This window comes from Pseudomonas sp. BW7P1, from assembly GCF_024981055.1.
In the GTDB taxonomy this organism is placed as follows: Bacteria; Pseudomonadota; Gammaproteobacteria; order Pseudomonadales; family Pseudomonadaceae; genus Aquipseudomonas; species Aquipseudomonas bananamidigenes.
In genome coordinates this window covers 3,770,170-3,795,320 of record NZ_CP103374.1, presented here as the reverse complement: position 1 = coordinate 3,795,320, position 25,151 = coordinate 3,770,170, and the positions used below count along the sequence as shown (strand labels likewise).

The following is a 25,151-nucleotide window of genomic DNA, read 5'->3' as shown; positions in this document are numbered from 1 at the left end:
CATGACGGATCATCAAGACTCTTCCCAGCGTTTCGCAAGCGTCTGGGATGCACTGGAAGACACGCCGCAGGAAGCGGCCAACATGCGCCTGCGGGCCAAAGTGATGCGCACGCTTTGCGAAACAATCCGGACCTGGGAGCTCCCGCAGAAAGAAGCGGCCAAGCGACTCGGCATCACTCAGCCGCGCCTTAACGATGTACTCAACGGCAAAATCGACAAGTTCTCTCTGGACGCGCTGGTCAATCTGTCGGCTGCCGCACAACTGGACGTAGACCTCTGTTTCACGGCGACCCCGCCGCTGCAATGGGCGTGACAGACAAGGGCTGCCCACGACCCGGACTCTGAACAGTCTCTAGGAGGCGGCACTGACCCAAGTGTCGCCTCGATTTTCCTGCATCCAAATCTCAAGCCACGACGGGCGGTCGAAAACGGACCTTGCCTCCTTCGATCTGACCGGCGATCATGCCCGCCAGATAGGGGTAGGGGGTATGGGTATGTCGCACACGCACGAACACAAAGGCGAGTTGCTCAATCGGGTCCGGCGCATTGCCGGGCAGGTTCAGGCGGTTGAACGAGCCCTGGAGTCCGAGGCCGATTGTGCCAAGACGTTGCATTTGATGGCGGCGATTCGCGGTGCGGTCAACGGGCTGATGGAGCAGTTCATCGAGGCCCACGCCCGCGAGCATGTTGCCCATCCCGATCTCAGCGATGAAGCCCGCGCCCAAGGCGTGGAAGAGTTGCTGCAGGCCATTCGCCGATATTCCAAGTGAGCATCGAGATCATGACACTCAAGGTTGATGATTTTTCCCACGACCACCAGTTTCTCGGTGCGTCCCACGACGACAACGCCCGTCGCACCCTTTGGGTGGTGGTGCTCACGTTCGTGATGATGATCGGAGAGATTGCCGCCGGTTATCTCACAGGCTCCATGGCGCTGTTGGCTGACGGTTTCCACATGGCGACCCATGCCGGCGCCTTGGGCATCGCAGCGGCGGCCTACAGTTTTGCCCGGCGCAACGCCAACAACCGTCGCTTCAGTTTCGGCACCGGCAAGGTCGGCGATCTGGCGGGTTTTGCCTCGGCCATGGTGTTGGGGCTGGTGTCGCTGGGCATTGCCGGGGAATCGGTTTTCCGTCTGTTCGAGCCCACCGGCGTGGCGTTCGGCGAAGCGACCCTGATTGCCGTGATCGGTCTGGGCGTCAACCTGCTCAGTGCCTTTTTGCTGGCCGGCCACCACGGTCATCATGACCACGGACACGGCCATAGCCACGATCATGGTCATCACCACCATCACGACAACAATCTGCGTTCAGCCTACGTGCACGTATTGGCCGATGCGTTGACGTCGGTGCTGGCAATTGCGGCGCTACTTGCCGGCCGCTATCTGGGCTGGGTATGGATGGACCCGGTGATGGGCATCGTCGGTTCCATCGTCATCGCCAAATGGGCCTGGAACCTGATGCGCGACAGCGCCGCCGTGCTGCTCGACACCACCGATGAACCGGTGGCCGAGGAGATCCGCGAACTGCTGGAAACCTCCGACGACGTGCGCATCAGCGACCTGCACGTCTGGCAGGTCGGCCCGCAGGCGCGGGCGGCGATTGTCAGTGTGGTGGCGGCTGCCGGCGTCACGGCAGAAGCGATTCGCGAACGACTGGCGCCGGTGCATGAGTTGTCGCACCTGACCATCGAGTTGCGCAGCGCTTAAGTCATTGCCTCGCAGAACAATGGAATCCGCCCATTGAGGGAAGGGCGGTAATGCCAGGTGAACCGGCTCCGGTCGATGTCATGGGCAATGATTTCACCGACGGTCGCGCTGGCAATCGTCATCGCCAACCTTTGCCCCGGACATTGATGACGACCGCTGCCGAACGTGAAGCTGCGGCGGTTCGGGCGATCCGGCAGAAATATATCCGGGTTTTCATTCAGCGCCGGGTCGCGGTTGGCCGAGCCGAGGAGCACCAGAATCACGTCGCCTGCTTCCAGGCGTACGCCTTCGATTGCGCAGGTGTTCGCGACAAAACGGCGGGTGTTCTGCACCGATGGATCGAAGCGCTGGACTTCGGCCAGCAGCGAATCGACTGACACGTCGCGTAATTCCGGCTGACGTTGCAACGCCACCAGCGCATTGCCGATCAGGCCGGCACTGGCTTCGAATGTCTGCGAACAGAGACCGATGAGGTTGGCGATCAACACGTCCTCTTTGCCTGAAAAACGTTGTTGAATGTTGGCGAGAAACGGGTTCGGGTTTGCCAGTAATTCGATGAAGTCACCGTGCAATTGCTCCGCTGCCCGATGGGCTGCGGCCAGTTGCAGGTCATTGCTCAGCGGCGACAGGCACGCTGCAAAATCGGCGGTCAGCTCACTGATTGCCCGCGCTTGTGCCGGGGGGAATCCGAGCAACGTTGCAACTACGCACACCGGCCCACGAAACATTGCCTTATATAAGCCGTCGGCATCGTCAGTCACCAGCCGAGCGGCGACCAGTGCCCGGACATCGTTGTCATTGATCAGCCCCAGCGTCGGCTCAATGGCCGAACGCGGGCACCGCTGAGCTTCGCCATCATTCATGCGCATCAACTGGCCGAACACCTTGCCCGCCATGCCATCGGCGATGGCATTGGGCACCGGCTCCTGCGCCGGACGCACCCGGCAATCCGGATTCGCCAGGACAGCGCAAACCGCTCGGGCACTGCTGGCCACCCACAGTTTCAGTCCGTGATGAAAGATGAGACCGCCTTCAGAGCGCAGTTTTGTGTAGTAAGGATAAGGATCGGCGTGAGTCGCAGCGATGATCGGGTCCATGGGTCGCAACCTTGTTGGTGGGGAAAGTGTTGCTACTATCTCCAGTCCTTGGGGGCGATGATTCGTCCGGGAGCGAAATATGCACGCAGAACATCCAGACATCGGCGTCTCGCAGGTGGCGGCCGCCATCGCGGAGCCGGCGCGAACCAAAATGCTGTGTTCGCTGATGGACGGCCACGCCCGCACCGCCACGGAGCTGGCGAGCCTTGCCGATGTCAGCGCCTCGACCGCCAGCGCGCACCTGACCAAACTCAAGGACCTGGCGCTGGTACGCCTGCATGTGCAGGGCCGCCACCGTTATTACAGCCTCGCCGACAAGCGTGTGGCCCAGGCGCTGGAAGCGCTGATGGTGATCGGCCAGAACCCTGTGCCGACTTTCAAACCCCACACACCGGATCGCCTGCAATTCGCCCGCACTTGTTACGACCACATGGCCGGGACGTTGGCGGTATTGCTGCATGACCGGTTGCTGGACGGCGGATGGCTGGTGAAAACCGATGAACAGGCGTATCGCTTGAGCGAAAGCGGGGAGGCGCTGTTCCAAGGGCTGGGAGTCGAGGTCAGGGATCTTTCGACGTTGCGTCGGCGGTTTGCCTGCCCATGCCTGGACTGGAGCATGCGCCGGCCACATTTGGGCGGATCGCTCGGGGCAGCGTTGTTGCAGGTCGCGTTGCAACGCAAATGGGTGACACAGGATCTGGACAGCCGGGCGCTGGCGTTGACGGTGGTGGGGCGCAAGGAAATGGCCGCGCGATTCGGGGTGCAATGGCCCGAAGCGAGGCAGCCTGTCCCGGTGCGTAAATCCTCGAGCATCGCAGCTGACAGCCGACTGTAATCAGGCTGACTGACGAAGGGTCGTTTTACGGCTTGTCGCCTGTGGATGGACTCTATACTGTATATGCAAACAGTACAGGTCCACGCCATGCAACTCATCGACAAGCTCAGCATCCTCGCCGACGCCGCCAAGTACGACGCCTCCTGCGCCAGCAGCGGCGCGCCCAAGCGCAGCTCCGAGGGCAAGAACGGGCTGGGTTCCACCAACGGCATGGGCATCTGCCACAGCTTCACGCCGGACGGGCGTTGCGTGTCCTTGCTCAAGATTCTGCTGACCAATTTCTGTCTCTACGATTGCCAATATTGCGTCAACCGGCGTTCCAGTGATGTGCCCCGTGCGCGTTTCACGCCAGAGGAGGTGGTGACGCTGACCCTGGATTTCTACCGGCGCAATTGTGTCAGCGGGTTGTTCCTCAGCTCCGGAATCATCCGTTCGGCGGACTACACCATGGAGCAGTTGGTGCGTGTCGCGAAGCTGTTGCGTGAGGAACATGAGTTTCGAGGCTACATCCATCTCAAGACCATTCCCGAAGCAGATCCCGCGCTGATCGAAGAAGCCGGGCGCTATGCCGACCGCTTGAGCGTCAACATTGAATTGCCCACCGATACCAGCCTGCAAACCCTGGCGCCGGAGAAACACATCGGCTCGATCAAGCAGGCGATGAACACGATTCACACCGGCGTACAGACTGTGTTGAACGAACCCCGCGCACCGAAGTTCGCCCCGGCCGGGCAGAGCACGCAAATGATCGTCGGTGCCGATGACACCGACGACAGTACCATCCTGCATAGCGCTCAGGCGTTGTATGGCAACTTCCGTTTGCGCCGTGTGTACTACTCCGCCTTCAGCCCGATTCCCGACAGCCCGAAAAGCGTACCGTTGGCCGCGCCGCCGCTGATGCGCGAGCACCGTTTGTATCAGGCTGACTTCCTGTTGCGCGGTTATGGCTACAGCGCCGGTGAGTTGCTCAAGGGGCCGGGCAATCTGGCGCTGGACATCGACCCGAAACTGGCTTGGGCGCTGCAGAACCGTGAAGTGTTTCCGTTGGATCTCAACCGCGCCGAACCGGCGTTGATTTCGCGTATTCCCGGTATCGGCCTGCGTACCACCGAGCGTCTGGTGGAGCTGCGTCGGCAGCGGCGTATCCGCTATGAAGACGTGGCCCGAATGCGCTGTGTGCTGGCCAAGGCCAAGCCGTTCATCATCACCAGCGATTACCACCCGCAACAGGCGGAGGTCTCCAGCCAGATGCTCTATCAGCAGTTGCGCGACCGGCCGACGCCGCAGCAGATGGGGTTGTGGGGATGATCAATCTCGACTGTGACGATCTGTTCGACGTCTGGCGCCAACAGGCCCGCTGGCTGCTCAGCCATGAAATCGATCCAAGTCTGGTGAGTTGGGCGTCGGAGGGGGTGAGTGATCTGTTTGCCAGTGATGTGTCGGTGCCTGAAGGGCAGGGACCTTTTCAGGCGCGCATTCCCCGTGCGTTGCTCGACACCCTGGAACAAGCGTCACGCTATCGTGGTGATCAGCGCTGGAGCCTGTTGTACGAGGTGCTGTGGCGAGTCAGCCATGGCGATCGCACGGCCATGATGGCCGGCGACAAACTGGGCAGCGAGTTGCAGCGGCGGATCAAGCAGGTGCAGCGTGAAGCCCATCATCTGCATGCGTTTGTGCGTTTCATCGAACGTCCGGCAGAGCTGCCGGGCCCGCAATACGTGGCGTGGCACGAACCGGCCCACGACATCCTGCACAGCGCCAGCGAACACTTCATCGGGCGCATGGGGCGACATCGCTGGTTGATCGCAACGCCGCGTGATGGCGTTTATTACGATGGCGAACAATTGATCCATCAGCGCCAATGCCCGCCGCAATGGCAACAACTGGCACAGAACGTCGACGATCCACGCGGTGATTTATGGCTGGCTTACTACAGCCATATCTTCAACCCGGCGCGGCTGAACGAGAAGGTCATGCAGGGGCATTTGCCCCTGCGCTTCTGGAAGAATCTGCCTGAGGGGGAATTGATCCCTGGCCTGATTACCCAGGCGCGGACGGGCAAGCAGCAGAACGGGCAGGCCGGTGGAATGACCGGGCGCAGCGGCAAACGTATCGCGTTGAAACAGGTGGAGCCTCCGCCCTCCGTTCAACGCGATGCCGAAGCCATGAGCAAACCAAAACCGGCGAAGGTCACTCCCGAAACCTTTGCCGCCAGCCAGGAACCTTTCGGGCTCGACAGCCAGCCTTTGGCAGCATTGGCGAGTAGCGCATAACTGCCGTGCACCAACATCACCAGCACGGCGTAAGAGGCCACCAGTTTGAAAAATTGCGGAAGGAAAGCCTGTGCGGTGTCGATGAACTGAGGGAACACCGCCAGAAAGAAGAAGATGGCTTTGGGGTTGAGAAATTGCAGGGACGCAGCTTCCAGAAAACGGTAACTCGCGCGAGAAGGGCGAACGTGTTGCAGGGTACGGAAACGATCCGAACGCCAGCTCTTGAAACCCAGGTACAACAGGTAAGCGGCGCCGGCGTATTTCAGTACGGTAAAAGCCGTTGCCGAGGCGCTGAGGATCAGACCGACACTGGTTGCACTAAGGGCAGCGACCACGAACGCCCCCGAGGCAATCCCCAGAATCCCCGGTACTGCACCGGTCCAGCCCAGACGCACGGCGTTGGACAGGGTCAGAACCACACCCGGGCCCGGGCTCAGAATGGTCATGGTGGCGAAGAGAAGAAAGAGTCCGTAACTGTGCATGTCTGGCTCCATCGGGGCGCGGGGGCGGGTGTGCTGTCAGGTTGGTGTGACGACGAGCCTGTGACAAACGCTTTAAATGCGGCGTATGTGTGACTAAATTAGACCCATGAATAAATCACTCCCGCCGCTCAATGCGGTTCGTGCCTTTGCGGTCGCCGCCCGTCACCAGAGTTTCACGCTGGCAGCCGAAGAGCTGCACGTGAGTCATAGCGCCGTCAGCCGGCACATCAAATTGCTGGAAGAACACCTGGGTGTGTTGTTGTTCGAACGGCGTATCCGGCAATCACTGTTGACGCCTGCCGGCCAACGCTTTTATCAGCAAGTCAGCGCCGGATTGGCGCAGATCGCCGACGCGGCTGCCGAGTTGCGTCAGCAGGCGGCGCGATCGACAGTGACCATCAACACCCGACCGTCGTTTGCCCAGTTATGGCTGACGCCCCGGCTGGATGCCTTCATGGCAGAGCATCCGGACATCGAACCGCAGGTGGTCACCCAGACACGGTCGCCGGATCCAGCGCAGGACAGTTTCGACATTGTCATCCGTCGTGGCCGCGACGACTGGGCGCCAACCATCGAGTCGCACCCGTTGTTTGAAGATGAATTGTTGATGGTGGCGGCGCCTGCGCTGCTTGAGCGGATACCGCTGGCAGACCTTGCCGATCTGGGCCGGCACACTCTGCTGACCGTCAGGGCGCGACGCGAAGACTGGCATCACTGGGCGCTGCGTTTCGGTCAGCCTCAGAGTGCAAGCCAGGCGATTCGCCAGTTCGATTACATGCATCGAGTGCTGGAAGCTGCCGTGGCGGGCGAGGGCATCGCGTTGTGTCCGACCACGTTGCTGGGCACACATCTGTCGAGTGGTCGGCTGGTCTGTCCGTCACCCGATCTGCGGATGCCGCTGCCACATTATTACTACGGTGTTGCGCCGCAGGCCTCTGCCTCGGCTCAGACATTTGTGGCGTGGCTGCAAAAACAGACCCCATGAAAAAGCCCCCATCGATCACTCGATGGGGGCTTTTGTGCATCTGGCCGTCAAATCAAACCTTGACGATCCAGCCGGCTGGCGCTTCGATGTCGCCGGTCTGTACGCCGGTCAGCTCCTTGTAGAGCTTCTGGGTCACAGGGCCGACTTCGGTTTCGCTGTGGAATACGTGCAGGTTGCCGTTGTAGCTGATGCCGCCGATCGGGGTGATCACCGCAGCGGTACCGCAGGCGCCGGCTTCCTTGAAGTCCGACAGCTTGTCGATGAACACGTCGCCTTCGACCACTTCCAGGCCCAGACGGGACTTCGCCAGTTCGATCAGCGACAGACGGGTGATGCCCGGCAATACCGATGGCGAGTTCGGGGTGACGAACTTGTCATCGTGGGTGATCCCGAAGAAGTTGGCCGAACCGACTTCCTCGATCTTCTTGTGGGTCAGCGGATCCAGGTAGATGGCGTCAGCGAAGTGCGCTTTCTTGGCCTGGGAGCCCGGCATCAGGCTGGCGGCGTAGTTGCCACCGACCTTGGCGGCACCGGTGCCTTGCGGCGCGGCGCGGTCGAAGGTGGAGATCTGGAAGTTGTGCGGGGTCAGGCCGCCCTTGAAGTAGGCGCCGACCGGAATCGCGAACACCGAGAAGATGAACTCCGGCGCGGTGCGCACGCCGATGTTGTCACCCACGCCGATCACGAAAGGACGCAGGTACAGCGCGCCGCCGGTGCCGTAAGGCGGGATGAAGCGCTCGTTGGCGCGAACCACTTGCTTGCATGCTTCGATGAACTGCTCGGTGGACACATGCGGCATCAGCAGGCGGGCGCAGCTGCGTTGCATGCGGGCGGCGTTCTGGTCCGGACGGAACAGGTTGATCGAGCCGTCCTTGCAACGATAGGCCTTCAGGCCTTCGAAGCATTGCTGACCATAGTGAAGGGCCGTGGAACCTTCGCTGATGTGCAGCACGTTGTCTTCGGTCAGGGTGCCCTTGTCCCACTCGCCATTGCGAAAGTACGACAGATAGCGTTTGTCGGTCTTGATGTAGTCAAAACCCAGCTTGTCCCAGTTGATGCTTTCGTTACCCATGACACCCTCTATCACTGAACAACCGCCGAAGCGGTTCAAGGCTTCTGACGTTTTTTTGGATGGGCACAACAATACTTCATTCTTGAGCGGTTTCGCAGCCCGGGCGATGGGGGGAGCAGCAGATTTATTAGCCTGCTTATGAAAAAACTCCCCCGCGTCGGGTTTTTACAGGTGCAACGCATGCCCAAGGGCACGCAACGCCGCTTCCTGCACCGCTTCACCCAGGGTCGGATGCGCATGGATGGTGCCGCCGATGTCTTCCAGTCGCGCCCCCATTTCCAGGCTTTGCGCGAACGCGGTCGACAGCTCCGATACCCCGACGCCGACCGCCTGCCAACCGACAATCACATGATTGTCACGACGGGCGACCACCCGCACGAAGCCGGTTTTCGACTCCAGCGTCATCGCCCGGCCGTTGGCTGCGAACGGGAAGTTCGACACGATGCAGTCCAGCCCCGCAGCCCTGGCTTCGTCCGGGGTCTGGCCGACCACCACCAGTTCCGGGTCGGTGAAGCACACGGCGGCGATGGCGGTCGGGTTGAACTCGCGGGGCTTGCCGCTGATCAGCTCGGCGACCATCTCGCCCTGGGCCATGGCGCGGTGGGCCAGCATCGGCTCGCCGCTCAGGTCACCGATGGCGTAAACGTTGCGCATGCTGGTCTGGCAGCGACTGTCGATCTTGATTGCCGAGCCGTTCATCTCGAGGTTCAGCGCTTCGAGGTTCCAGCCCTGGGTATTGGGTTTACGACCGACGGCCACCAGCACCTGATCGGTTTCCAGATTCAGGGTGTCGCCGTTTGGATCGCGCACCTGCAACGTGCCATCGAAACCCAGCACGCTGTGCTTCAGGTAAAGCTTCACGCCCAGTTGCTTCAGCGCGTCGTGCAGCGGTTGGGTCAGTTCGGCGTCGTAGGCCGGCAGGATGCGATCCTGCGCCTCGACCACACTGACCTCGGCGCCGAGCTTGCGATAGGCAATGCCCAGCTCCAGACCGATGTAGCCGCCGCCGACCACGATCAAGCGTTTCGGAACCGACTTCGGTGCCAGTGCTTCGGTAGATGAAATGATCGGCCCGCCGATCGGCAGGATCGGCAAATTGACGCTTTTTGAACCGGTGGCCAGCACCAGGTGTTCACACTGGATGCGCGTGTCGCCGACTTCCACGGTCTTGCCGTCGATGACTCTGGCCCAGCCGTTGATGACCTGAACCTTGTTCTTCTTCAGCAGCGCGGCGACGCCCGTGGTCAGTCGATCGACGATGCCGTCCTTCCACTCGACGCTCTTGGTGATGTCGAGGGTCGGCGCCGAAACGCTGATGCCCAGTGCCGAATGCTGATTGTGATGCTGAGTCTGGTGAAACTGCTCGGCCACATGGATCAGCGCTTTCGACGGAATGCAGCCGATGTTCAGGCAGGTGCCGCCCAGTGAATCGCCCTCGACCAGAATGGTCGAAATGCCCAGTTGCCCGGCACGAATGGCCGTCACGTAACCACCGGGGCCACCGCCGATGATCAGCAGCGTGGTGTTCAGAGTTTGCATGCCATTACTCCACAAACAGGGTCGCGGGTTGTTCGAGCAGGCCACGAATGGCCTGGATGAAGAGCGCCGCGTCCATGCCGTCGACCACGCGGTGATCGAAGGAGCTGGAGAGGTTCATCATCTTGCGGATCACCACCTGGCCTTTGACGACCATCGGCCGTTCGACGATTTTGTTCACGCCGACGATGGCCACTTCCGGCAGGTTCAGCACCGGGGTGCTGACAATGCCGCCAAGAGCGCCAAGGCTGGTCAGGGTGATGGTCGAGCCGGACAGTTCATCGCGGCTGGCTTTGCCGTTACGGGCAGCGGTGGCGAGGCGGGAGATTTCCGCCGCGCTGTCCCACAGGCTGCGCGCTTCGGCGTGACGCAGCACCGGCACCATCAGGCCGACGTCGCTTTGGGTGGCGACACCGACATGCACGGCGCCGAGGCGGGTGATGACCTGGGCTTCGTCGTCGTAGCGGGCGTTCATCTGCGGGAAGTCGCGCAGGGCGACGACCAGCGCACGCACGAGGAACGGCAGCAAGGTCAGCTTGCCACGGCTGGCGCCGTGTTTTTCGTTGAGGTGGGCACGCAGTTCTTCAATCGCGGTGACGTCGATTTCCTCGACATAACTGAAATGCGCGGCACGTTGGGTGGCTTCCTGCATGCGCTGGGCGATCTTGCGGCGCATGCCGATGACCTGGATCTGTTCTTCATCGTGACGCTGGGCGTACGCGGCGGCGACCGGCGCCGAAGCGTTCGACTGACCTTGCGCCAGGTAGGCGTCGAGGTCTTCGTGCAACACGCGACCGGCCGGGCCGGAACCGCGCACCAGACGCAATTGAATGCCCAGATCCAGCGCATGCTTGCGCACGGCCGGGGAGGCCAGCGGACGCTCGTTGGCTTCGCGGGCGACCATCGGCCCCTGGCAAACCGGTGCTGCACGCGGCGCGGCAGGCTTGCTTTCAACGACGGCTTCAACCTTGGAGGCGACAGGTGTTTCTTTCGCCGCAACAGGCGCCGGCTTGTCGGACTCCTTCAGATTGCCCGCACCTTCAACCTCGATGCTGATCAGCACACTGCCGACCGCCATCACTTCGCCTGGCTGACCGCCCAGCGCGATGACTTTACCGTGCACCGGCGACGGGATGTCGACCATTGCCTTGTCGGTCATCACATCTGCCAGCACCTGGTCTTCAACAACCAGATCGCCGACCTTGACGTGCCACTGCGACAGTTCTACTTCTGCGATGCCTTCGCCGATGTCCGGCATCTTGATAACGTGCGTGCCCATTCAGACCTCCATGACCCGTTTCAGCGCCGCACCCACACGGGACGGCCCAGGGAAATACGCCCACTCCTGCGCGTGCGGGTAGGGGGTGTCCCAACCGGTGACGCGCTCGATCGGCGCTTCCAGGTGATGGAAGCAATGCTCTTGCACCAGCGACACCAGTTCGGCGCCGAAACCGCAGGTGCGGGTGGCTTCGTGAACCACGACGCAGCGCCCGGTTTTCTTCACGGATTTGACGATGGTGTCCAGGTCCAGCGGCCACAGGCTGCGCAGGTCGATGACTTCAGCGTCCACACCGCTTTCTTCGGCAGCGACTTGCGACACGTACACAGTGGTGCCGTAGGTCAGCACGGTGACGTCCTTGCCCGGACGGGCGATGGCGGCAACGTCCAGCGGCACGGTGTAGTAGCCGTCCGGGACTTGTGCGGCCGGGTGTTTCGACCACGGGGTTACCGGACGTTCGTGATGGCCGTCGAACGGGCCGTTGTACAGGCGTTTCGGCTCCAGGAAGATCACCGGGTCATCGTTCTCGATGGAGGCGATCAACAGGCCCTTGGCGTCATACGGGTTGGATGGCATGACGGTGCGCAGGCCGCAGACCTGGGTGAACAGGGCTTCGATACTCTGGCTGTGGGTCTGACCGCCGTAGATGCCGCCACCGCAAGGCATGCGCAGGGTCAGCGGGGCGGTGAATTCGCCGGCGGAGCGATAACGCAGGCGTGCCGCCTCGGAAATGATCTGGTCATAGGCCGGGTAGACGTAGTCGGCAAACTGGATCTCCACCACCGGACGCAGACCGTAGGCGCCCATGCCCACGGCGGTCCCGACGATGCCGCTCTCGGAGATCGGTGCGTCGAACACCCGCGAGGTGCCGTACTTGGCCTGCAGGCCTTCGGTGCAACGGAACACGCCGCCGAAGTAGCCGACGTCCTGGCCGAACACCACCACATTGTCGTCACGCTCAAGCATCACATCCATGGCCGAGCGCAGGGCCTGGATCATGGTCATGGTGGTCGTGGTCATGGCGGTTTCCAACTGAATATTGTTGTTGTGGTCGTTCATGTCAGATCCCCAACTGCTGACGCTGGCGCTTCAAGTGCTCCGGCATCTCTTTGTAGACGTCTTCGAACATGGTGGCGGCGCTTGGAATCTGGCCGCCGGCAAGGGTGCCGTATTGTTCGGCTTGCTTCTGCGCGGCGATCACTTCGGCCTCTAGCTCGGCGCTGACAGCGGCGTGCTCTTCCTCGGACCAGTGACCGACCTTGATCAGGTGCTGTTTCAGGCGGGCAATCGGATCGCCCAGCGGGAAATGGCTCCAGTCGTCGGCAGGACGGTATTTGGACGGGTCATCGGAGGTCGAGTGCGGGCCGGCGCGGTAGGTGACCCATTCGATCATGGTCGGGCCGAGGCCGCGGCGGGCGCGTTCGGCAGCCCAGGCGGAGGCGGCGTAGACCGCGTAGAAGTCGTTGCCGTCCACCCGCAGGGAGGCGATGCCGCAACCGACGCCGCGTCCGGCAAAGGTGGTGGCTTCACCGCCGGCGATGGCCTGGAACGTCGAGATCGCCCACTGGTTGTTGACCACGTTGAGGATCACCGGCGCACGGTAGACGTGAGCGAAGGTGAGGGCAGTGTGGAAGTCCGATTCGGCGGTGGCGCCGTCACCGATCCAGGCGGAAGCGATTTTGGTGTCGCCCTTGATCGCCGAAGCCATGCCCCAGCCCACGCCCTGAATGAACTGGGTGGCGAGGTTGCCGGAAATGGTGAAGAAACCGGCGTCCTTGACTGAGTACATGATCGGCAATTGGCGTCCCTTGAGCGGATCGCGCTCGTTGGACAGCAACTGACAGATCAGGTCGACCAGCGGTACGTCACGGGCCATCAGGATGCTTTGCTGACGATAGGTCGGGAAGCACATGTCGTCGGTGTTCAAGGCCAGGGCCTGGGCGCTGCCGATGGCTTCTTCGCCAAGGCTCTGCATGTAGAACGACATTTTTTTCTGACGCTGGGCGACCACCATGCGGTTGTCGTAGATCCGGGTCTTGAGCATGGCGCGCATGCCTTTGCGCAGGATCTCGACGGGCACGTTTTCGGCCCATGGGCCAAGGGCATTGCCCTGGTCATCGAGCACGCGGATAAGACCACGGGCCAGGTCGGCGGTGTCGGCGGGTTCTACATCGATGGAAGGTTTGCGCACCATGCCGGCATCAGACAGATGCAGGTAGGAGAAATCGGTTTTGCAGCCCGGACGGCCCGAAGGTTCAGGGACGTGCAGACGCAGCGGTTCATACGCTTGGGTCATGGCTTCTACGCTCGATCTTGTGAATTTCTTGTAGTGAGCTGGCAGTCATTCTTCGATAAAAGAAATCTTGTCCTACAACAATCATAGGCCCGGGCAAGAAGAATATTTCTCTCTGTTTCGTTGCGCTGGAGATCATTTGCAGATAGAAAATCTGCATAAACATAAAAAACAGGTGGTTTTGTCTCATGCGCAAACTGGACCGTACCGACATCGGCATTCTCAACAGCCTTCAGGAGAATGCGCGTATCACCAACGCCGACCTGGCCCGTTCGGTCAATTTGTCACCGACGCCTTGCTTCAACCGGGTGAAGGCGATGGAGGAGTTGGGACTGATCCGCGAGCAGGTGACCTTGCTCGATGCCGACCTGCTCGGGCTGCATGTGAACGTATTCATTCATGTCAGTCTGGAGAAGCAGGTCGAAGAAGCCTTGCAGCATTTCGAGGAGGCGATTTCGGACCGCCCGGAGGTCATGGAGTGCTACCTGATGGCCGGCGATCCGGACTATTTGATCCGGGTGCTGGTGCCGACCATTCAGTCGCTCGAGCGCTTCATGATGGACTTTCTGACCAAGGTGCCAGGGGTGGCCAACATAAGGTCAAGTTTCGCGCTCAAGCAGGTGCGCTATAAAACCGCGTTGCCGTTGCCGGCGAATGGTTTGACCCTCGGCAACTGATCGCTGAGCGGGTTACAGGTAGTCATATCGATAACCCAGCTCTGTCGTATGGATCGCCTGCCCGACCGTGAACGTTTGTGCCCACGGGGCAAGTTCATTCTCCGGGTGGAAAACCAGAACGGTTTCATTCATTTCATCGGGATCACCCTGCCTGGATGTGAATGCCGGGAGGCGCGGATGTTGATGCTTCCAGCGCTCCCACAGCAAATCCATATAGCAGTGATGCAGAAAGAAGACCGGATCGTTGGGGGACGCCGCATGTAGCATGTTGCCACCGACCCAGGCATGAACCGGGTTGTGCAGTTCTCTTTCCGCAATGTTTTCCCAGCCCTCGGGTTCCAGCCAGTAGGGTGTCCTGTTAAGCGCCGAAATGACAGCCTCAGCTGACGGCAAGGCGCCCTCTGCGCCGAGGTTTCGCAGCAGGCCCGTGTTTCCCGGCTCCTGGTCCCACACGGCGATCTCGAAACGCGAATGCTCCCGGGAAAACGGGCCGGTGGTGACGCGCTGCCCCAGCGTATTGTCGCCATTTCCCCCCATGAAGTCGGAGGTGAAGGGGTTGTCCGCACCTCCGAGTTGCCAGTTCCAGTAAGGCAAGGTAATGCCCGGATCATGGGCAGCGGTCTGCAGGGCCAGCTCGAACTGGCGGATCAGAATCCGGTGCCAGGGAAAGAACAGGGGACTGCCGTGCGGATTGGGGACCAGCGGGTTGCCCCGTCCCATCGAGTTCCTGTGAATCTGGACGAAGTCATCGTAACGGCTCTGCTGACCGGGGCGCAGCACGCTGTCGACGTTGTTTTTCAGTCTGAGGATCGCGTCGATGAACGCGGATTTTTCATCCCGGGTCAGATCCCGGTGGTTGCGGCGAATATCCATATTGCAAAAACTCCATGGGTTGAGTGCCCCATGGAGTCTGCCTGCTCGCCGGAATTAAACCAGTTCATGGGTATCGACGCGTCATGTGGGAAAAGCTTTCACCATCTCGAGCCATGACGCTTTTTCTCATAGGGCGTTGATCGGAATCTTCAGATAGGTCACGCCGTTGTCTTCTGCCGGCGGCAGATGACCCGCCCGTACATTGACCTGAATCGCCGGCAGCAACAGGGTCGGCATGCCCAGCCCGGCATCACGTTTGGTGCGCATTTCGACAAATGCGGCTTCGTCGATGCCGTCATGCACATGGATATTGCTTTTGCGTTGTTCGCCCACGGTGGTCTGGCACTGCGAGGCGCGACCTTGCGGCGGGTAATCGTGGCAGACGTAGAGCTTCACGCTGGCGGGGAACGCCAGCAGCTTCTGGATCGAATTGAACAGCTGATGCGCGTTGCCGCCCGGGAAGTCGCAGCGGGCGGTGCCGACATCGGGCATGAACAATGTGTCGCCGACCAGAATCTGCTCGCCGTCGATCAGGTAGGCCATGTCCGCTGGCGTGTGGCCGGGAACGTGCAGGGCGGTGGCCTTGAGATTGCCGATCCTGAACGACTCGTTGGGCGCGAACAGGTGATCGAACTGCGAGCCGTCGACGCGAAACTCCGGTTCCAGGTTGAACAGCGCCTTGAACACGTTCTGCACTTTGCTGATCGACTCGCCAATCGCGATCTTGCCGCCCAGCTCCCGGCGCAGGTAAGGCGCGGCGGAGAGGTGATCGGCGTGGGCATGGGTTTCCAGCAACCATTGCACTTGCAGATGGTGGGCGCGAACGAACGCGATGATTTTGTCTGCCTGGGCCGTGCAGGTACGGCCGGCGGCGCCGTCGTAATCGAGCACCGGATCGACGATTGCACACTGTCCGCCGTCGACCTCGTAGACCACGTAACTGTAGGTCGAGGAGGCGGGGTCGAGGAAAGCTTCAATCAGCGCGGGCATGGACAGGGTCCTGTGCAAAAAGGTGGAAAGTCAGGGTTGCAACACTTTATGTAAACACATAATGTCCGCAGCTTAAGTGACGTTGAAGGCATCCTGCAAATGCAATCCAGTCTGACCGAGTGTGAAGTCGCCCAGCTCAGGGCATCGGCGTCGAAGGCCTGTTCGCTGCTCAAGGCCCTGGCCAACGAGGATCGACTGCTGATCCTGTGTCAGTTGACCCAGGGTGAGCGCAATGTCGGCGAGCTGGAGAAAATGACCGGCGTGCGCCAGCCGACCCTGTCCCAGCAATTGGGCATCCTGCGCGATGAAGGGCTGGTCGCGACCCGTCGTGAAGGCAAGTACATTTTTTACGGCCTCGCCAGTCACGAAGTGATCCAGGTGATGAAAACCCTGTCCGGACTCTACTGCGGAGCCGTCCTCAAAAGCTGGGCGCAATAGACCCGGCTATCCTTGCGTGCAGCAAAAAGGAACAAGCAATGAACGATCAACACTGGGGCCCATCCATCAGTGCAGACATCGTGGTCATCGGCGGCGGTACTGCCGGCATCGGTTTTGTCGCCAGTCTGCTCAAGCGTGACCCCTACCTGAGCATTACAGTGATCGAGCCGAGCGCCCAGCACTACTATCAACCGGCCTGGACGCTGGTGGGCGGTGGTGCCTACGACGCCAGGGACACTGCCAGAGCGATGAACAAGGTGATGCCGCGTCAGGCCACCTGGATTCAGGCTGCCGTGACGGCCATCGATCCCGACCAGCGCCAGCTCACCCTCAACGATCAACGCACCGTCAGCTATCAGAACCTGATCGTCTGCCCCGGCCTGCGTCTGGCCTGGGAGAAGATCGAAGGCTTGCAGGAAAACCTTGGCCAGCACGGCGTCACCTCCAACTACAGCTATCAGCACGCGCAATACACCTGGGATCAGGTGCAGAAACTGCGTGGCGGCAAGGCGCTGTTCACCCAGCCGGCGATGCCGATCAAATGCGCGGGTGCGCCGCAAAAGGCGCTGTATCTGTCTTGCGATCACTGGCTCAAAAAAGGTGTATTGAACAAGGTCGAGGTTGAATTCAACCTGGCCGGCGCGGCGCTGTTCGGCGTGGCGACGTTCGTGCCGCCGCTGATGAAGTACATCGAGAAATACAACGCCCGCCTGGCGTTCAACACTCATCTGGTGAAGGTCGACGGCCCGGCGAAAACCGCCTGGTTTGAAGTCAGGGATGCCGAAGGCAATGTCACGCGGGTGGCCAAGACTTTCGATCTGCTGCATGTCGTGCCGCCACAGGTTTCCCCGGACTTCATCGCACAAAGTCCGCTGGCCGACGCTGCCGGCTGGTGCGAGGTCAATCCGCACAGCCTGCAACATCCGCGTTATCCGGAGGTGTTCGCGCTCGGCGATATCTGCAACACCACCAACGCGAAAACCGCTGCAGCCGTGCGCAAGCAGGTCGTGGTGGTCGCCGAGAACCTGCTGGCACAGCGCAAGTCGCTGGCGTTGCCGCTGAAGTACGACGGATATGGTTCCTGCCCGCTGACGGTGGAGAAGGGCAAGGTGATCCTCGCCGAGTTCGGCTACGGCGGCAAACTGCTGCCGACCTTTCCCCTCGACCCGACCGTGCCACGGCGCTCCGCGTGGTGGCTGAAGGCGTCCCTGCTGCCATGGTTCTACTGGAACGGCATGCTCAAGGGCCGCGAATGGCTGACCGGTGTGTCCAACGTCGACTGAGAACCCCTATGTTGCTGGCAAGTCTGTTTGGCGTGGTGATGGGATTGATTCTCGGGCTGACCGGGGCCGGCGGCGGGATTCTCGCGGTGCCGGCGCTGGTGCTCGGGCTGGGCTGGACGATGACGCAAGCGGCGCCGGTGGCGTTGTTCGCCGTGGGCAGTGCGGCGGCGGTCGGGGCCATCGATGGTTTGCGTCATGGGCTGGTGCGTTACCGCGCGGCGCTGTTGATCGCCGCGCTCGGGGCGGTGTTTTCGCCGCTGGGCATCTACTTCGCGCACCAGTTGCCGGAGAAGGTCCTGATGATCCTCTTCAGCCTGCTGATGGTGATGGTGGCCTGGCGCATGCTGCGTCGCGAACGCCAGCAAGAGGGGCCGAGCGATCATGGTCACGCCAGTTGGGGGCAGAAGAACTGCATGCTCAATGAGCAGACCGGTCGCTTCGACTGGACCGCCAAATGCACCGCGACCCTGGCCGCGCTGGGTGCGGTCACTGGCGTGGTATCAGGGTTGCTCGGCGTCGGCGGCGGGTTCCTGATCGTCCCGGCGTTCAAGCAACTGACCGATGTGCAGATGCGTGGCATCGTCGCCACGTCGCTGATGGTCATCAGTCTGATTTCCGCCATCGGCGTGATCGGCGCGTTTCATGCCGGGGTGCGGATCGATCATCTCGGGGTCGCGTTCATCGTGGCCAGCATCGTCGGCATGATCATCGGCCGCAAACTATGTGCGCGAGTGCCGGCGAGGACGTTGCAGGTGGGATTCGCCAGTGTATGCCTGGTGGTTGCGGCTTATATGCTGCTGCGGGCCTGAGCCGTCAAACTGAAAAAATCGCAGCCTTGGCTGCGATTTTTTTTTCACTGGTTGTACGCCGCCTCGGTGTTGTCGATCAGCGGGTTTTTCTCGGTCAGCACCACCTGAGCAATCTGATCCTTGCGCATGAAGGTCACCTTCGGATGTGACTGCGCATAGCGGATAAAGCGCTCCATCGCCTCGACCATCGCCGGCGTGCCGCCAATGCGGTCGTGCAGGCTCACCGACATCATCCGCCGCTTGCTCGCGCCTTCGGCGTAGAGGCGATCGAACTCCAGCACCAGTTGCTGGTAGAACTGCTCGGCGGAGAAATGCCGGCCCTCGATCAATACGATGTCGTTGTTGCGCAGGGTGTAGGGCACCACGGCGAATTTGCGTCCGCGAACCATCGTCACGAAGGGCTCGTCGCGGCTGACATCGTCGATGTGGTAGGTAAAGTTCAGGTCCTGCAGCACTTTCAAGGTGTTGGGGCTGCGCCGCAGCCAGTTGGCGTTGTAGCCCACGGAACGCTGACCGGTGATTTTCTCCACCGCCGCGACGCCGTCACCGATGAACTGTTTTTCCTGGGCATAGTTCATATTGTACGAATCGGCCCAGCGCATGCCGTGGGCCGCCAGCTCATGCCCGCGTTCGGCAATCGCCCTGGCCAGTTCCGGGTGCTTGAGCGCTGCTTCACCGACCACGTGAGAGGTGACCTTGATGCCGGTGCGATCCCACAGATCGAGCATGCGCCACAGGCCTTCCTTGTAGCCGTAATCGAACCAGGTCTGCGCCGGCAGATCCGGGTAGCCCTTGGGCAGCGGGGTGCCGGAGAATGGACTTTCCGCGCCCTCGGGCTGGCCACCGGTTTCGAATTGCATCGACACCGAAATCACCAGTTGCGAACCGTCCGGCCACGGGCGTTCCTGGGCGAAGGCGAGGGTGGGCAGCAACAGGGCGGCTGCCAGCAGATTTTTCAGCAGACGCGGGGAGCGTTGCCAGCGAGGAGTGGTCATAACGGGCACCTTGCAAGTTGAGAAGTGCTGCAAGGTTGGCATTGGCTACGCTTGAGAAAAATCCGCTGCGGGCGAGATGACCTTTAAACAAAATTTACGAATCCCGACGACCCCGGCACACTGAAGCCATTCCTGGCACAAGGCATTTCCATGGACCGATACGCCCCGCGCAACTGGCAGCCTCACGAGAAGCCCAGCCTGCCCGGATCTCCCTCGACGCCGCTGCATTCCAACCCCAAGCGCCTGGCGTATGCGCTGGTCGGGTTGCTGGTGGCATTGACCGGTGGACTGGGCAACTCGCTGGTGGTTGCCAACCTGCCCTATCTGCAAGGCGCGCTCGGAGCGACCACGGCGGAGATGGCCTGGCTGCCGGCAGCTTATGTAATGACCAACGTGTCGATGAACCTGCTGCTGGTGAAGTTTCGACAGCAGTTCGGCTTGCGGGCGTTCACCGAGGTATTTCTGGTGCTGTATGCGCTGGTGACCTTCGGCCATCTGTTCGTCAACGACCTGAGTTCGGCAATCGCCGTGCGGGCGGCCCACGGCATGGTCGGCGCGGCGCTGAGTTCGCTGGGCCTGTATTACATGGTGCAGGCGTTCCCGGCCAAGTGGCGGATGAAGGCACTGGTGCTGGGGCTTGGCACTTCGCAACTGGCGTTGCCGCTGGCCCGGCTGTTTTCCGAAGACCTGCTGCAGATCGCCGAATGGCGCGGCTTGTACCTGTTCGAGCTGGGCATGGCGCTGCTCTCGCTGGGTTGCGTGCTGATGCTCAAGCTGCCGCCGGGTGATCGCTTCAAGACCTTCGAACCCCTCGACTTCCTGACCTTTGCCATCCTCGCCAGCGGCGTGGCTCTGTTGTGCGCCGTGTTGTCTCTGGGCCGGATCGACTGGTGGCTGGAGGCCGACTGGATCGGCATCGCCCTGGCGGCCTCGATTGCTCTGATCCTCGCGGGCCTGGCCATTGAACACAATCGCAGCAATCCGATGCTGATGACCCGCTGGCTCGGCAGCGGGGTGATGATCCGCCTGGCGCTGGCGGTGATCCTGATTCGCATGGTCACCTCGGAACAGTCGACCGGCGCCGTGGGTTTCATGCAAAACCTGAACATGAGCAGTCAGCAATTGCACAGCCTCTACGTCGTCATGCTGATCGGCAGCATCGCCGGGTTGCTGACCAGTGCGCTGACCATTGACCCGAAACACCTGCTGATGCCACTGATCGTCTCGCTGGCGTTGATGGCCACCGGTTCGATCATCGACAGTTCCTCGAACAACCTGACTCGCCCGCAAAACCTCTACTTCAGCCAGTTCCTCCTGGCCTTCGGCAGCACGTTTTTTCTGGGCCCGACCATGGTCCTTGGCACGCGCAACGTGCTGACCAATCCGCGCAATCTGGTGAGTTTTTCGGTGTTGTTCGGGATCTGCAACAACCTCGGCGGCCTGATCGGTGCAGCGTTGCTGGGGACGTTCCAGATCGTGCGCGAGAAATTTCATTCCAGCCATATCGTCGAGCAACTGGTGTTGTCCGACCCGTTGGTGGCCGCCCGGGTGCAAAGCGGCGGTTCGGCGGTCGGCTCTCTGATTGCCGACCCGAGCCTGCGCAACCTGCAAGGCATTCGCAGCCTGGCCAACGCCGCCACCCGCGAGGCCAACGTACTGGCTTATAACGATGTGTTCATGCTGATCGCGGTGATTGCGATCCTCACCATGATCTGGATCTCCATCCGTGCGCTGTGGCTGATCAGCACCACCAAAGCCGTCGCCCCGACACCTTCCGTTCCTTCCAGCGGTGCCACTTCTTCATGACCGAACCGACCACCACGACTACCAATGCCATCGCCGCCACACCCGAGGGCGAGGCGCCGCCGTCATCGCCAAATACCGAACCGCGCTCGCTGCGGGTGCGGATCATCTCGTCACTGGGCTTCGCCGCGATTGCCATCGTCGGTGTGCTGATCGTGCTTTATGCCTGGCAGTTGCCTCCGTTCAGCAGTGCGGTCGAGACCACCGAGAATGCGTTGGTACGCGGGCAGGTGACGATCATCGGCCCGCAGCTCAGCGGCTATGTCTATGAAGTGCCGGTGCAGGATTTTCAATTCGTGAAGGCCGGCGATCTGCTGGTGCGTCTCGATGACCGCATTTATCAGCAGCGCCTCGATCAGTCGCTGGCGCAACTGGCGGTGCAGAAAGCTTCGCTGGCCAACGTCGTGCAGCAACGCAACAGTGCCGAGGCGACCATCAAGTTGCGTCAGGCGGTGGTGGCCGACAGCGAGGCGCAGTTGCGCAAAAGCGAGGCGGACCTGCGACGCAACACGGCGCTGGTCAATGACGGCTCAGTGTCCAAGCGTGAGATGGACGTGGCGCTGGCCGCCAACGCGCAAAGCATTGCATCGGTGGCGCAGGCCAAGGCCAATCTGGAAATCGCCCGCCAGGATCTGCAAACGGTGATCGTCAATCGCGGTTCGCTGGAGGCCGCCGTGGCCAGCGCCGAGGCGGCCGTGCAGCTGGCGCGGATTGATTTGTCCAACACCCGGATCGTCGCTCCCCGCGACGGTCAGCTCGGGCAGATCGGCGTGCGCCTCGGGGCCTACGTCAACTCCGGGGCGCAGTTGATGGCGCTGGTACCGGATCAGAAGTGGGTGATCGCCAACATGAAAGAAACCCAGATGAACAATGTGCGGGTCGGGCAACCGGTGAGCTTCACCGTCGATGCGCTGAACCACCGCAAGTTCACCGGCCACGTTCAGCACATCTCGCCCGGTACCGGTTCGGAGTTCGCGTTATTGCAGGCCGACAACGCCACCGGCAACTTCGTGAAGATCGCCCAGCGGGTGCCGGTACGGGTGACCATCGATCCGGACCAACAGGAAATCGAACGCTTGCGGCCGGGCATGTCGGTGGTGGTCAGCATCGATACGGCGAAGGGCGATACCCAGAAACATTGACGTCAGGCCGCAATCATCGGCGGCAGGGTGCCGAGCACGGAAACCGCCGCCACGGCACCTATCCCCAGCAGCCACTCGAGCACCACGCTGCGCTTGAGGATGCCGATGCGCTGTTCGCAATCACGGATGCGCAACCGGTTGAACAATGCCAGTGCGAGCATGCCGATCACCAGTAACGCCTTGATCAGCAGGATCAGGGCGAATCCCGAGAACAGCGGCGTCGGCCACCACTGGCCGGTGAGGACGCGCACGTTGATCAGTCCGGTGATCAACAGACCGGCGACCAACACATAGCCAATTCCGCTGAATCGCTGCAAGACATAGCGCACCGTTTCATCGGACTGGCGCAGGATCATCACCAGCATCAACAACCCGCCCAGCCAGGCGCCGACGCAGGTCAGGTGAATGACCTGATTGAGGATCAGCATCTGGCCGCTGAAACCATCGAGCATTGCGCCATGGCCGACCGGCGCGAGGGTCATCAACAGCAACGCACTCAGGCCCAGCCGCAATGGCCGGTTTGATCGCCAGGGCGTAAACAGCAACGCCAGCAACAGGGCATTGATCAGCAGATGCCAGCGCCATACCTGACCAAAAAACGTATGGCCCAGCACCAGCTTGACGGTGTCCGGGTCGAACGCCGCAGCCGCCGAACCGGCCATGCTCGCGGTGATCATCAGCGCCCAGACAACGCCACTGGCCAGCGCAATCGCTGTTAACCAACGGGCCAGCCGCGCCAGCTGCCGATCCAGCGCCGGCGCTTCACCCTTGAGCAGCAGCGGCCGGAACAGCCAGGCCCCGAACAGCATCAACACCACGATGAAATGCAGGAACCGGCACAGCACCAGCGCGTCACTCATGAATTACTGGCCAACCTTGAATTGATAGGCGCCTTCGCTCTTGTGCGTGTCGACCGACACCGCGTGCCATTCGACCTTGTACTCGCCGGCGGTGAGCGGCGCTTGGGGCGTGACGATCAGGGTTTTCTTGTCGTCTTCGGTGGTCAGCGGCTTGATCTCCACCGGCGCGCCGTCGTGGGTCACGGTGACTTTGGTGAAGCTGGCTTCGACGCCTTCGGAAAACACCAGGCGCAATTGCGCAGGCGCGGCGACGGTGCTGTCGGCGGCCGGGGTTTCACTTTTCAGGTGAGCATGGGCGAACGCCTGGGAAGTGACGACCAGCGAAGCGAGCAGGGCGCCGGCGGTGAACAGTTTTTTCATCGACATGGGCAGTGTCCTATCAGTGAAATGGCGGGCTGAGTATAGAGCGAGGATCACAAGGCTTTCAGGCGCATGTGCACGACCGGAAAGGGCCGGCCTTCACCGTCGAGTTCCGAACGACCGACATCCTCGAATCCGTAGTGCAGATAAAAACCGTGGGCCTGGGGATTCTGTTCATTGACGTCCACCTTGAGCTGCGGACGGCGGACGTGGTCGAGCAAGCGGCGGCCGATGCCCTGACCCCGCTGTGACGGGTCGATGAACAGCATCTGCACGGTGTCGTCGTCGGTGGCGATGAAGCCTGCGGGGGAACGGTCGGGGTTCTCGAAAACCCAGACATCCAGCGCGGGCAGGTAGGCGTCACGCACCAGCGGAAACAGCCGGTGAATATCGTCTTCCGGGAGAAAGTCGTGGGTGGCGCGGACCGAGCGTTCCCACAGATCAGCGAGTGGCGGGTCATCCTCGGGGATGCGTTTGCGAATGGTCATCGACAGAATCCTTCAGCGTCTGACAGGGAGAAGGGGGGCGATCCTAAACCAGAAAAAAGCCCAGGTGTGTGAAGAATCGTTCTCGCCTGTCGCCCCTTGCCCGGAGCGGATGCTAGTCTTCAAAAACGTTGTCTTCAGGGAGCCCTCATGGGCAATCACAAGATCGAAATCCGCCGCAGTAACGTCGAGAAAATCCTTCTGGCAGCGGAAAAGGTGTTCGCCGAAAAAGGCTTCGGCGGCACCGCCATGGCCGACATCGCCGCCGAAGTGCAACTGCCGCGTTCCAACCTGCATTACTACTTTTCGACCAAGAGCGAGCTGTACAGCGCGGTGCTGTTCGACCTGCTGGAGGTGTGGAAGCAGGACGCGCTGTGTTTCGAGATGTTCGACGATCCGCGGGTAGTGCTCAGCAGCTACATCCGCGCCAAGATGAACCACTCGCGCAGTCGGCCCTATGGCTCGAAAGTCTGGGCCAACGAAATCATCCACGGCGCGCCGACCCTGGGCGAGGCGCTGGATGTCAGCCTGTACGACTGGGCGAAGATGAAGGAAGCGAAGATCCGGCAGTGGGTGGAGGACAAGCGGATTTTGCCGGTGGAGCCGTCGAGCCTGCTGTACATGATCTGGGCTTCGACCCAGCACTATGCCGACTTTGATCATCAGGTGAACATTCTGAATGAGCACCAACCGCTGTCGGACATGCAGTTCGAGCGGGCGGTGCAGACGGTGACGAGTGTGATTTTGCGGGGGATAGGTTTGGAGCCCTGAGTCTTGTGGTGGCCGGGCTGGCCTCTTCGCGAGCAGGCTCGCTCCCACAGGGAAATGCATTCCAAAGGTGGGAGCGAGCCTGCTCGCGAAAGCGTCGGCTCAGAC

The 25,151-nt window shown here is 61.3% G+C and carries 26 protein-coding genes and 1 pseudogene; 14 read left to right on the top strand and 13 right to left on the bottom strand.

Annotated elements, in window-relative coordinates; genetic code table 11:
• The first annotated feature begins 1 nt into the window (after position 1).
• The 3 genes from NWV16_RS16940 to dmeF all read left to right on the top strand — a co-directional run bounded on the left by NWV16_RS16940 (position 2) and on the right by dmeF (position 1,708).
• The gene (locus tag NWV16_RS16940) at positions 2 to 313 is read left to right on the top strand and encodes a helix-turn-helix domain-containing protein (protein WP_260519986.1); all 312 of its coding nucleotides are present in this window, start codon (positions 2 to 4) and stop codon (positions 311 to 313) included.
• 181 nt (positions 314 to 494) lie between these two features.
• Positions 495 to 770 carry a metal/formaldehyde-sensitive transcriptional repressor gene (locus NWV16_RS16935; protein ID WP_065258432.1) on the top strand — a complete coding sequence of 92 codons (276 nt, stop codon included), beginning with the start codon at positions 495 to 497 and terminating at the stop codon, positions 768 to 770.
• A gap of 11 nt (positions 771 to 781) precedes the next feature.
• Entirely contained in the window at positions 782 to 1,708 is a 927-nt protein-coding gene (gene dmeF / locus NWV16_RS16930) for a CDF family Co(II)/Ni(II) efflux transporter DmeF (RefSeq protein ID WP_260519985.1), read from the top strand.
• On the opposite strand, the gene NWV16_RS16925 is transcribed toward dmeF, so the two are convergent.
• Positions 1,705 to 2,805 carry a cytochrome P450 gene (locus NWV16_RS16925; protein ID WP_260519984.1) on the bottom strand — a complete coding sequence of 367 codons (1,101 nt, stop codon included), beginning with the start codon at positions 2,803 to 2,805 and terminating at the stop codon, positions 1,705 to 1,707. The genes dmeF and NWV16_RS16925 overlap by 4 nt on opposite strands.
• Before the next feature lie 79 nt (positions 2,806 to 2,884).
• Here NWV16_RS16925 and NWV16_RS16920 point away from each other — a divergent pair, with 79 nt between their 5' ends.
• The 3 genes and pseudogenes from NWV16_RS16920 to NWV16_RS16910 all read left to right on the top strand — a co-directional run.
• On the top strand, positions 2,885 to 3,640 hold the full coding sequence (locus NWV16_RS16920; protein ID WP_260519983.1) for a helix-turn-helix transcriptional regulator: 756 nt from the start codon (positions 2,885 to 2,887) through the stop codon (positions 3,638 to 3,640).
• A gap of 87 nt (positions 3,641 to 3,727) precedes the next feature.
• Positions 3,728 to 4,948: a putative DNA modification/repair radical SAM protein gene (locus NWV16_RS16915; protein ID WP_260519982.1), complete on the top strand. Its 1,221-nt coding sequence runs from the start codon at positions 3,728 to 3,730 to the stop codon at positions 4,946 to 4,948.
• Positions 4,945 to 5,763: pseudogene (locus NWV16_RS16910) on the top strand (TIGR03915 family putative DNA repair protein); the annotation flags it as partial. The gene NWV16_RS16915 and the pseudogene NWV16_RS16910, both read left to right, overlap by 4 nt.
• A gap of 23 nt (positions 5,764 to 5,786) precedes the next feature.
• On the opposite strand, the gene NWV16_RS16905 reads toward NWV16_RS16910, so the two are convergent.
• Positions 5,787 to 6,395: a LysE family translocator gene (locus tag NWV16_RS16905; protein ID WP_260519981.1), complete on the bottom strand. Its 609-nt coding sequence runs from the start codon at positions 6,393 to 6,395 to the stop codon at positions 5,787 to 5,789.
• A gap of 106 nt (positions 6,396 to 6,501) precedes the next feature.
• On the opposite strand from NWV16_RS16905, the gene NWV16_RS16900 reads away from it, so the two are divergent.
• Positions 6,502 to 7,380, top strand: a complete 879-nt coding sequence (locus NWV16_RS16900; RefSeq protein WP_260519980.1) for a LysR substrate-binding domain-containing protein — start codon at positions 6,502 to 6,504, stop codon at positions 7,378 to 7,380.
• Positions 7,381 to 7,432: 52 nt separating this feature from the next.
• Here NWV16_RS16900 and NWV16_RS16895 read toward each other — a convergent pair whose 3' ends face one another.
• The 5 genes from NWV16_RS16895 to NWV16_RS16875 form a co-directional block, all read right to left on the bottom strand.
• Complete coding sequence (locus NWV16_RS16895) at positions 7,433 to 8,452, bottom strand: branched-chain amino acid aminotransferase (RefSeq protein ID WP_260519979.1); 1,020 nt, start codon at positions 8,450 to 8,452, stop codon at positions 7,433 to 7,435.
• Positions 8,453 to 8,617: 165 nt separating this feature from the next.
• Positions 8,618 to 9,991: a dihydrolipoyl dehydrogenase gene (gene lpdA / locus NWV16_RS16890; RefSeq protein ID WP_260519978.1), complete on the bottom strand. Its 1,374-nt coding sequence runs from the start codon at positions 9,989 to 9,991 to the stop codon at positions 8,618 to 8,620.
• Between the two features lie 4 nt (positions 9,992 to 9,995).
• Positions 9,996 to 11,267, bottom strand: a complete 1,272-nt coding sequence (locus NWV16_RS16885; protein WP_260519977.1) for a dihydrolipoamide acetyltransferase family protein — start codon at positions 11,265 to 11,267, stop codon at positions 9,996 to 9,998.
• A complete protein-coding gene (locus NWV16_RS16880; protein WP_065258951.1) occupies positions 11,268 to 12,326 on the bottom strand; it encodes an alpha-ketoacid dehydrogenase subunit beta in 1,059 nt (352 codons plus the stop codon).
• 1 nt (position 12,327) lies between these two features.
• Complete coding sequence (locus tag NWV16_RS16875; RefSeq protein ID WP_260519976.1) at positions 12,328 to 13,563, bottom strand: 3-methyl-2-oxobutanoate dehydrogenase (2-methylpropanoyl-transferring) subunit alpha; 1,236 nt, start codon at positions 13,561 to 13,563, stop codon at positions 12,328 to 12,330.
• 185 nt (positions 13,564 to 13,748) lie between these two features.
• On the opposite strand from NWV16_RS16875, the gene bkdR reads away from it, so the two are divergent.
• Positions 13,749 to 14,237, top strand: coding sequence for a Bkd operon transcriptional regulator BkdR (gene bkdR, locus NWV16_RS16870; RefSeq protein WP_007915088.1), 489 nt, complete (start codon positions 13,749 to 13,751; stop codon positions 14,235 to 14,237).
• A 12-nt stretch (positions 14,238 to 14,249) separates the two neighbouring features.
• Here the strand turns inward: bkdR and NWV16_RS16865 are convergent, their stop codons facing one another.
• Both NWV16_RS16865 and NWV16_RS16860 read right to left on the bottom strand, forming a co-directional pair.
• The gene (locus NWV16_RS16865) at positions 14,250 to 15,110 is read right to left on the bottom strand and encodes a tyrosinase family protein (RefSeq protein ID WP_260519975.1); all 861 of its coding nucleotides are present in this window, start codon (positions 15,108 to 15,110) and stop codon (positions 14,250 to 14,252) included.
• Between the two features lie 126 nt (positions 15,111 to 15,236).
• Positions 15,237 to 16,100: an MBL fold metallo-hydrolase gene (locus NWV16_RS16860; protein WP_260519974.1), complete on the bottom strand. Its 864-nt coding sequence runs from the start codon at positions 16,098 to 16,100 to the stop codon at positions 15,237 to 15,239.
• A gap of 99 nt (positions 16,101 to 16,199) precedes the next feature.
• On the opposite strand from NWV16_RS16860, the gene NWV16_RS16855 reads away from it, so the two are divergent.
• The 3 genes from NWV16_RS16855 to NWV16_RS16845 are packed head-to-tail and all read left to right on the top strand — an operon-like array spanning position 16,200 to position 18,630.
• Positions 16,200 to 16,538, top strand: coding sequence for an ArsR/SmtB family transcription factor (locus NWV16_RS16855; RefSeq protein ID WP_007952897.1), 339 nt, complete (start codon positions 16,200 to 16,202; stop codon positions 16,536 to 16,538).
• A 38-nt stretch (positions 16,539 to 16,576) separates the two neighbouring features.
• On the top strand, positions 16,577 to 17,821 hold the full coding sequence (locus tag NWV16_RS16850) for an FAD/NAD(P)-binding oxidoreductase (protein ID WP_260519973.1): 1,245 nt from the start codon (positions 16,577 to 16,579) through the stop codon (positions 17,819 to 17,821).
• 8 nt (positions 17,822 to 17,829) lie between these two features.
• A complete protein-coding gene (locus NWV16_RS16845; RefSeq protein ID WP_260519972.1) occupies positions 17,830 to 18,630 on the top strand; it encodes a sulfite exporter TauE/SafE family protein in 801 nt (266 codons plus the stop codon).
• A gap of 44 nt (positions 18,631 to 18,674) precedes the next feature.
• Here NWV16_RS16845 and NWV16_RS16840 read toward each other — a convergent pair whose 3' ends face one another.
• Positions 18,675 to 19,625 (bottom strand): polysaccharide deacetylase family protein, encoded by a 951-nt coding sequence (locus NWV16_RS16840; RefSeq protein ID WP_260519971.1) that lies wholly within the window; start codon positions 19,623 to 19,625, stop codon positions 18,675 to 18,677.
• Positions 19,626 to 19,775: 150 nt separating this feature from the next.
• On the opposite strand from NWV16_RS16840, the gene NWV16_RS16835 reads away from it, so the two are divergent.
• Positions 19,776 to 21,431 carry an MFS transporter gene (locus NWV16_RS16835; protein WP_065258958.1) on the top strand — a complete coding sequence of 552 codons (1,656 nt, stop codon included), beginning with the start codon at positions 19,776 to 19,778 and terminating at the stop codon, positions 21,429 to 21,431.
• Positions 21,428 to 22,570 carry an HlyD family secretion protein gene (locus NWV16_RS16830; RefSeq protein ID WP_065258959.1) on the top strand — a complete coding sequence of 381 codons (1,143 nt, stop codon included), beginning with the start codon at positions 21,428 to 21,430 and terminating at the stop codon, positions 22,568 to 22,570. The genes NWV16_RS16835 and NWV16_RS16830 overlap by 4 nt, the downstream gene beginning before the upstream one ends.
• A gap of 2 nt (positions 22,571 to 22,572) precedes the next feature.
• Here the strand turns inward: NWV16_RS16830 and copD are convergent, their stop codons facing one another.
• The 3 genes from copD to NWV16_RS16815 are packed head-to-tail and all read right to left on the bottom strand — an operon-like array spanning position 22,573 to position 24,278.
• A complete protein-coding gene (gene copD / locus NWV16_RS16825; RefSeq protein ID WP_260519970.1) occupies positions 22,573 to 23,430 on the bottom strand; it encodes a copper homeostasis membrane protein CopD in 858 nt (285 codons plus the stop codon).
• A gap of 3 nt (positions 23,431 to 23,433) precedes the next feature.
• A complete protein-coding gene (copC, locus tag NWV16_RS16820) occupies positions 23,434 to 23,796 on the bottom strand; it encodes a copper homeostasis periplasmic binding protein CopC (RefSeq protein ID WP_260519969.1) in 363 nt (120 codons plus the stop codon).
• Between the two features lie 47 nt (positions 23,797 to 23,843).
• On the bottom strand, positions 23,844 to 24,278 hold the full coding sequence (locus NWV16_RS16815) for a GNAT family N-acetyltransferase (RefSeq protein ID WP_260519968.1): 435 nt from the start codon (positions 24,276 to 24,278) through the stop codon (positions 23,844 to 23,846).
• 147 nt (positions 24,279 to 24,425) lie between these two features.
• Here NWV16_RS16815 and NWV16_RS16810 point away from each other — a divergent pair, with 147 nt between their 5' ends.
• The gene (locus NWV16_RS16810) at positions 24,426 to 25,046 is read left to right on the top strand and encodes a TetR/AcrR family transcriptional regulator (RefSeq protein WP_038365564.1); all 621 of its coding nucleotides are present in this window, start codon (positions 24,426 to 24,428) and stop codon (positions 25,044 to 25,046) included.
• Positions 25,047 to 25,151 lie beyond the last annotated feature (105 nt).